Genomic DNA, 5,896 nt, shown 5'->3' with positions numbered 1-5,896 from the left:
CAATTCCCAAAATGGCAACGCCATTTTGGGAATTGGTATTAAATATTTACATAAATATATTTATGTAAATATATTTATGTAAATATTTATGTAAAAATCGCGCCACCCTGTAAGCGTTGATAATGCATCTCAAATTCTGCTTTGAGTAGGGGAAAATTTTCTAAGGTCGCATCTTTTTTAATAATTCTTTCGGCGGCTTCGCGGGCAATTTGAAAGATCTCCTGACGGGCAGCTTCATCGGGTAGGCGATCTTCAATGGAGAAACTAGAATGTCCTGATTGCTCCGTTCCTTCATCTTTTCCTTTGCCCCGCATTTGGAAGTCTCGCTCAGCAATAAAAAAACCATCCTGTGACTGTTCGAGAACTTGCAATCGCTCCTGTGCTGTTTGCGTTTTGGCACTGCTCAATAGGAGACAGTAGGATTGGGCACTGCCGCGCCCAACCCGACCACGCAATTGGTGAAGCTGGGCTAGACCAAAGCGATCGGCATGTTCGATTAGCATCACCGAGGCGTTAGGAATATCTACACCAACTTCAATCACCGTAGTGGCAACGAGAATCTGGGTTTCCCCGCGACGGAAAATATTAATAGCTTCATCTTTTTCGGCGGAGGACATTTGACCATGCAATAATCCAATTTGGAAGTTGGGGAAAACCACATTTTGCAGGTGCTCCCTTTCTTGAATAGCGGCTTTAATCTCTTCCATCTTTTCCGATTCTTCCACTAGAGGCAAGACGATGTAAATCTGACGACCCTGAGCGATTTCGCGACGAATTAAATCATAGGCATCTTTACGCTGGGAAGGTTTGAGAATGACTGTTTGAATTGGTTTACGTCCTGGAGGGAGTTCGTCAATAATGCTCACTTCGATTTCTGAGTTAGTGAGATAGAGCGTCCGAGGGATTGGCGTTGCGGTCATAATCAGGACATGGGGATCTTCACCTTTTTGCAATAGACGCGATCGCTGATCTCTGCCAAAGCGGTGTTGCTCGTCAATGACGGCTAATCCCAACCGCGCAAAATTCACTCCATCTTGGATTAAAGCATGGGTTCCAATTACGAGGGGCAGTTCTCCTGTTTCTAACTGTCGTAAAATTTCTCGGCGTTTCGCTGTTTTGATGGAGCCAGTCAAGATTTCCACGGGTAAATTGAGCTGCATAAACCATTCCACGATCTTGCGATAATGCTGCTCCGTCAGTACTTCCGTCGGAGCCATGAGTGCGGTTTGGTAACCTGCCTCGATCGCTGTTAGTAGCGCATATACCGCCACAATCGTTTTGCCCGAACCAACATCCCCTTGCACCAATCGGTTCATGGGGGTTTGTCCCTGTAAGTCAGCACGGATTTCGGCAATAACCCTTTTTTGCGCATTGGTTAGCTCAAAGGGGATAATTTTTTCGAGCTGGTCGATCGCTTGACTTTTGGGAACAAAATGAATTGCCTTTTGCTGCTGGCGGCGATAGAGCGACACAAGGCGACGATAGAAATATTTGTCAAAGGTGAGGCGAATGACAGCTTGTTCGAGGGTGGCACTACTATCGGGGTAATGCACTTGGGCGATCGCATCGGGCAGACGGATCATTTGGTAATCGCGCAAAAGGCGATCGGGCATCGGATCGACAATTTGCGAAACTGCGGGCAAACATTGCACGACTAGACTGCGGATCGCTTCAGGGGTAATGCCTTCGGTGAGGGGATAAACAGGAACGACCCGACCTACGGTCTTCGATTGGATCGTATCTTGAGTATGTTCGAGAACCTCGACTTCATAATTCTCAAGAGTCAAACCATATTTACTCTGTTTTACTACACCAGATGCCGCGATCGTACAACCTTGAGGATAAAGCCTCTTTTGGATTTCTTGCCAACCACGATTGCTATACCGTTTACCCGTCCAAAAGCGACTGAGTTTAATCTGACCCGTGCGATCGCGCAGAATAATTTCCACAATTGTGAGATTAGGATTTTTGGGACTGGTAAAACAGCCAAATTTTTTAACCGTGCCAATAACTGTCACCGTATCGCCATTTTTCAGATCGCTAATCGGTATTTGTCGAGCATAGTCAATATGATCGCGGGGATAGTAACTAAGGACATCGCGGACATTATGCAGGTCGAGCAATTGAAATCTCACTGCTAAAGACGAACCGATACCCTCAATATCCTTTATTTCGGTGTCGGGGGTTATTTTCTTAGTAGATTTCGGCTCTGTGGCAGTAATTGCTTCGATTTTTGGTTTCTTTTGGGGTTTAGTTATACCCGATAAGGCACTAGTTTCCGCAATCTCGCGGCGACGAACTTCGTATAATAAGCGTCTTGTCTCAGCAATAAGATGTTGGCGACGCGATAGGGATAAGTCGTTATACTGAGCGTACTGACTGGCTAAGGTTTGCGCCTGCAAGCGATCGCTCATTTCCCAGTTTTCAGGCAAATCTTCCCGCAAGTTTACATGTAAAAAATCCGCAAACAAAAATTGCTTTCCCTGTAAATTTGAGAAGCCTCTTTCTGCCTCTACACTCAAGGCCTGTTGTAAACGGTTGATATCAATTGGCACGAGCTAGATTTTAATAAGAGTTTTTGGGCAATCGTCGTTAATTCTGTCGTTAATTCCTATATTGCCATATATCGTAATGCGCAATCCTGTTAGCGCAATCCTGTTAGCGATCGCCAAATGATTAGCACATAAGTGCTTGCGCAAAATAAATTACCAAAAGCCGTAAAGTTGCGCCCCTACGGGACGCAACTTTACGGCTTTTGGACAAACTTAAATCCCAGAATCAAAACCTGTAGCGTGCGCGCAGCGTGCGCTACAGGTTTTGGGCTTTTATATTTAATTGCGCCTAGCTACTTAATGTGAGTGATGATGGCTATATTAGAAAACATTAAAAAACTGCGGCATAAAAATTTATGATCTACAAACTGGCTATTTAGGTTATGATCGGTAACTGTCGCGAATTGTATTAAATTTTTAGACTTTTACCTCTACATCACCTGATAGAACCGCAATGGCTAAGAAAAGCATGATCGAGCGCGAAAAAAAGCGCGCTAAGTTAGTTGAAAAGTATGCAGCTAAGCTCGAAGCACTTAAAGAAAAGTTTGCCAGCCCCGAACTGACACAACAACAAAAAGTTGCCGTACACCGTGAAATTCAACAAATTCCTCGTAACGCCAACCCTACCCGTCATCGCAATCGTTGCTGGGCGACTGGTCGTCCCCGTGGCTATTACAAAGATTTCGGTCTATGCCGCAACGTTTTGCGTGAGATGGCTCACCAAGGTCTATTGCCAGGCGTAGTTAAATCGAGCTGGTAGTTTAGATTGCAATAAAAAAAGGAGAGGTTCGCTAGCGACCTCTCCTTTTTTTATTGCAATCTAGACCAGACTATGAAAGGATTATGAAAGATTTAAACCCTTTCCGTAAATGATGTCTGTAAAGCCTGAATCGCAAACTCAAGAGTCATCTCAAGATCAAGTAACAACTACATCGCCTGTCGATGGATCGGCACAAGCATCAACCCAAACCGAGCATTGGCAAATTGTTACGACTACTTTCATTACCGTCTTCTTGGCAGAAATAGGGGATAAAACGCAGCTCAGCATTTTGGTGATTTCGGCTCAGTCCCATCAACCTTGGATTGTGTTTGCGGGTGCGGCGATCGCTTTAGTTTCCACAAGCCTATTAGGAGTCCTCGCTGGTAAATGGTTAGCTAAAACCTTCTCGCCTAGCCTGTTAAACACCTTAGCTGGCTTAAGTTTTCTGATTTTGTCGATTAGTCTACTCTGGGAAGCGATCGCCTAAGCAAGGTGATCGCCTACAAACCTGAATCACAGTGGATGACAGTATTTTTTACAGGAATTGAATATGGATTGGCAGTTATTATTTTTGAGCTTTGGTACAATTTTTTTATCGGAATTGGGGGACAAAAGCCAACTCGCTACCCTGAGTTTGAGCGGCAGTTCGGCAGCCCCAAAGTATGTATTTATCGGCTCCGCAGCCGCTTTGCTGGTGGCAAGTTCTCTGGGAGTATGGCTCGGCGATAGTATTTCTATTCTTGCTCCCACAAGATTGCTTAAAGCGATCGGTGCGGCTTTGTTTGCCTTTATGGCAATGCGATTATTTATGTCAGACTCCAGCAATTTTTCCTAGCAATTTTTCCTAGCAATTTTATGTATTATCAAACACAGAATATCTGCAACCACTGACCTTAAATAAAGGCAGTTATGTATACAGTATACAAATGCTAGTTACCAGTCACTCTCTATTCAAGCGGTTTTGGTATCCTGTCATACCTATGTCTTTGTTGGCGGAGGAACAGCCTAAAAGCTTTCAACTGCTCGGACAAAAAATTGTTCTGTGGATTGACGCAGAGGGAAAGCCTGCGGCGGCGCTCGATCGCTGTTGCCATCGTTCCGCCCATCTCTCTCTCGGTAGCGTTAAACAGGGGGCGATCGCTTGCGCCTATCACGGATGGCAATATGATCGCTCTGGTAGTTGTTTGCATGTACCGCAACTACCAACTGATACCCCTATCCCTAAAAATTACCGCATTCATACCTTTGCCTGCGAAGAACGGTATGGCTATGTATGGGTATGTATGGGAGATCCCATAAACAAGATTGCCGAAATTCCCGAAGCTAGCGATCCCCAATTCCGCTTAATACCAGAGTTCTATGAAGTATGGAACTGTGCAGGGCTGAGGGTTATGGAAAATGAAATGGATTTAGCCCATCCAACTTTTGTGCATACTACGACCTTTGGTAGTGCCGATCATCCCATTCCCGAAGAGTTAGAGATTACCGAAACCGATTATGGACTCAGAGCTACAGCGATTCTGGGTGTGGTTAATCCTAAATCGCAACAAAAGAATTTAAAAATGGATAGCGACATCACCCATCGGCAATTACAGATGGATTGGTTCATGCCTTTTACCTGTAAGTTGCGGATTAACTATCCCAATGGGCTAGTCCATATCATCGTCAATACCGCTACTCCAATTGATGACAAGTCCTCTCAGATTGTCCAATTTTGCCTGCGCAACGATACTGAAGAACAAACTAAAGCTGCCGATGCGATCGCCTTTGATCGGCAAGTGACCCTAGAGGACAAAGCGATCCTCGAAACGACGGATTATGATGTGCCTCTCGATGCGAAATTTGAGCAGCATATGATGACCGATCGCCCAGGTTTGTTGATGCGCCGCAAACTAGCTGCCATGCTTACTCCCTAGTGAAGGATTAGAGTTGCGGCGCTTCGCGCCGCAACTCTAATCCTTAGCTTATCAACTCCCACGATAGGTACTGTATGCCCAAGGTGATACTAATAAAGGTACATGATAGCGATCGCTAATGTGGGCAATGCCAAAACGGATCGGCACACGACTTAAAAAGGCTGGCTGGGTTTGGTTTGTCTGAAAACTTGCGAAATAGTCACTCACATTAAACCAAACCTCGTAGATCCCGACCTGCATCTCAGATTCATTTAGTAATAGCTCGTCGGTTCTACCATCTTGATTGGTGTATAGGGTTTTTAATAGCGTTTTTTGTTCGTCGCTAGCGATCGCCCACAGCTCAATCTGCATATTTTTAGCGGGGCATCCATGAACTGTATCGAGAACGTGAGTTGAGACTTTCCCAGACATGATTTAACCAATACCTAATATTAATAAATAATTAACGGATGATAGGCAAATAAATTATAAATAATTGACGAATGCTTTGCGATTGGAAAAATCAGTAGGTTTACGGTTACGATTTTGCAAAACATTACTAAGGGACTTGCGATTAATTAGAGTACCTGTGGCTTCGACTTCGCTCAGCTAACGTTATAACAAGCTAAGAAATGGCGTAGCCATTTCTTAGCTTGTTATAAAACCTGCGGCGCACGCTGCGCGTGCGC

6 protein-coding genes are annotated in these 5,896 nt (G+C 44.7%); 4 read left to right on the top strand and 2 right to left on the bottom strand.

Annotated elements, in window-relative coordinates:
* Positions 1-86 precede the first annotated feature (86 nt).
* Positions 87-2,555 (bottom strand): ATP-dependent DNA helicase RecG, encoded by a 2,469-nt coding sequence (gene recG, locus PSE7429_RS20810; RefSeq protein WP_009629335.1) that lies wholly within the window; start codon positions 2,553-2,555, stop codon positions 87-89.
* A gap of 451 nt (positions 2,556-3,006) precedes the next feature.
* On the opposite strand from recG, the gene rpsN reads away from it, so the two are divergent.
* From rpsN to PSE7429_RS20790, 4 genes are all read left to right on the top strand, one after another.
* On the top strand, positions 3,007-3,312 hold the full coding sequence (rpsN, locus tag PSE7429_RS20805; protein WP_009629334.1) for a 30S ribosomal protein S14: 306 nt from the start codon (positions 3,007-3,009) through the stop codon (positions 3,310-3,312).
* Between the two features lie 109 nt (positions 3,313-3,421).
* Positions 3,422-3,799 carry a TMEM165/GDT1 family protein gene (locus PSE7429_RS20800; RefSeq protein WP_009629333.1) on the top strand — a complete coding sequence of 126 codons (378 nt, stop codon included), beginning with the start codon at positions 3,422-3,424 and terminating at the stop codon, positions 3,797-3,799.
* A 63-nt stretch (positions 3,800-3,862) separates the two neighbouring features.
* On the top strand, positions 3,863-4,147 hold the full coding sequence (locus tag PSE7429_RS20795) for a TMEM165/GDT1 family protein (RefSeq protein WP_009629332.1): 285 nt from the start codon (positions 3,863-3,865) through the stop codon (positions 4,145-4,147).
* 91 nt (positions 4,148-4,238) lie between these two features.
* Positions 4,239-5,228: an aromatic ring-hydroxylating dioxygenase subunit alpha gene (locus PSE7429_RS20790; RefSeq protein WP_009629331.1), complete on the top strand. Its 990-nt coding sequence runs from the start codon at positions 4,239-4,241 to the stop codon at positions 5,226-5,228.
* 51 nt (positions 5,229-5,279) lie between these two features.
* Here PSE7429_RS20790 and uraH read toward each other — a convergent pair whose 3' ends face one another.
* On the bottom strand, positions 5,280-5,639 hold the full coding sequence (gene uraH / locus PSE7429_RS20785; RefSeq protein WP_009629330.1) for a hydroxyisourate hydrolase: 360 nt from the start codon (positions 5,637-5,639) through the stop codon (positions 5,280-5,282).
* Between the last annotated feature and the right edge of the window lie 257 nt (positions 5,640-5,896).

The organism is Pseudanabaena biceps PCC 7429, from assembly GCF_000332215.1.
In the GTDB taxonomy this organism is placed as follows: Bacteria; Cyanobacteriota; Cyanobacteriia; order Pseudanabaenales; family Pseudanabaenaceae; genus Pseudanabaena; species Pseudanabaena biceps.
This window is presented reverse-complemented; position numbering and strand designations above follow the sequence as displayed.